The organism is Brevibacillus reuszeri (genome assembly GCF_002897295.1).
Lineage (GTDB): Bacteria > Bacillota > Bacilli > Brevibacillales > Brevibacillaceae > Brevibacillus > Brevibacillus reuszeri_A.
In genome coordinates, this window is the sequence record NZ_BEXF01000090.1 from 1 (window position 1) to 1,402 (window position 1,402).

At 39.8% G+C, this 1,402-nt stretch carries 4 protein-coding genes; all 4 read left to right on the top strand.

The genetic code is table 11. The features are described from left to right. The first annotated feature begins 43 nt into the window (after positions 1-43). The gene (locus C3B52_RS35465) at positions 44-268 is read left to right on the top strand and encodes a hypothetical protein (protein ID WP_047914403.1); all 225 of its coding nucleotides are present in this window, start codon (positions 44-46) and stop codon (positions 266-268) included. Positions 269-420: 152 nt separating this feature from the next. Further along, positions 421-759 carry a hypothetical protein gene (locus tag C3B52_RS35470; RefSeq protein ID WP_047914404.1) on the top strand — a complete coding sequence of 113 codons (339 nt, stop codon included), beginning with the start codon at positions 421-423 and terminating at the stop codon, positions 757-759. A 69-nt stretch (positions 760-828) separates the two neighbouring features. Then, positions 829-1,158, top strand: a complete 330-nt coding sequence (locus C3B52_RS35475; RefSeq protein ID WP_235615976.1) for a hypothetical protein — start codon at positions 829-831, stop codon at positions 1,156-1,158. A 14-nt stretch (positions 1,159-1,172) separates the two neighbouring features. Then, positions 1,173-1,402, top strand: a 230-nt coding sequence (locus C3B52_RS35480) for a DUF2538 family protein (protein ID WP_123058882.1), incomplete at its 3' end; no start/stop codon positions are given.

Sequence of the window (1,402 nt, forward strand, 5' to 3'; positions counted from 1 at the left end):
TGACCCTAAATGATACATAACAGACCCATCAGGAGGTGTGTTAATGGCTAGAACAACGTCTAAGGATGCAAGGCCGAGGGTGGATTGCAGCAGCGGAGTCAAGGCATCATTACGTTCAGTACGTGAGGCGTTGAAGTGCAAGACCGATTCAGAAACACTCGCGTATTTATTGGCCCTATATGATGATTCTTATGAGAAGATAACGCTTGTGAAGGATAAACAGTATCGTGAGAAGGCAGAAATAATTGATCGGCAACAATCATTCTAATTCTGTACACAAATAACAATCCTGGCGAGCTGCTTCAGATCCATTTTTGTACACAATAAGAGTCGAACCGGCGAGATCCGGAATGATTTTTTGAGTACGATTCTGTCCACTTAACTAAAGGATCAAAACAACTTTATAAGGAGTGTGTGTACGTGTCGAGAGCAACAATACAGGTTCCAGATGAATTGAAAGTGGAGATAGAGAACTTGAAAGATAAGTTCAATGCAAAGACAACATATGGCGTCATTGAAAGCTTAATTCAAATCTATAAAGATTTTCAGAATTATAAACAGGAGATAAAAAAAGAGAAAGCACGTTTGGAAAAAGAGGCTTTAGAAATAGGTGAGGATCACAAGCAGAAATTTGTCGCACTCAAGCAAGAACTTAATCTAAACGAGAATTCTTCGGCGCTTGAATTTCTCTTACATCATTACACGACATCAAACAGACTTGATAAGTCTACGTTTGAGCTGTATCGGTCTTTAAAGTGATGCTGAATCGTCTGCGGAGGGGAAATGCGTAAAGCTGATACAGAGGACATGGCGTTAGTTAAAGCGTACTTGGAATTGCCAGTCTTACTAGATGTTTTAGAGCTGAACATCCAAAAAATGAAGGAAGCTGATTTCAAGCTTCGCCACATATTTGAATTGCAGCTAAAGAGTATACAAGACGAAATTATAAAACAGCAGCGTTCTATTAGGCAGAGAATGAGGCAAAAGGGAATTAAAATAATTGACGAGAAAAGAACGCCTCATTCCCTTGCTGCTGAGTTTCTTTGCAGAGGATATGTGGACTCCATTTCGATGCTTTGGGGTAAGGTGAAAGCTGATGCAGAGATTATGCTTGCAGATCATTTGGGTGTAGATATTAAGCGGATTGAAAGAGATTGAGTGGTTTTAAGTTAATGCAAAAGAAAACGGAGGCGTACGGTATGTACTTTGTAAACGATGCCCATCAAAGTAACTATTATAAGCTTGTTGAGTTTTATCATTCGGTAAATGATCCAGAGTATAAGTCTTTATGTTATATTCTTGCGCTGCCCGAAATTTACAACCGGACTAGTGGGAAGTTTGGTGACGAAGGCCCCATGGAGTGGATGTACAAATTTCAGGACAAGGAAGTTGAAGTGGAAGA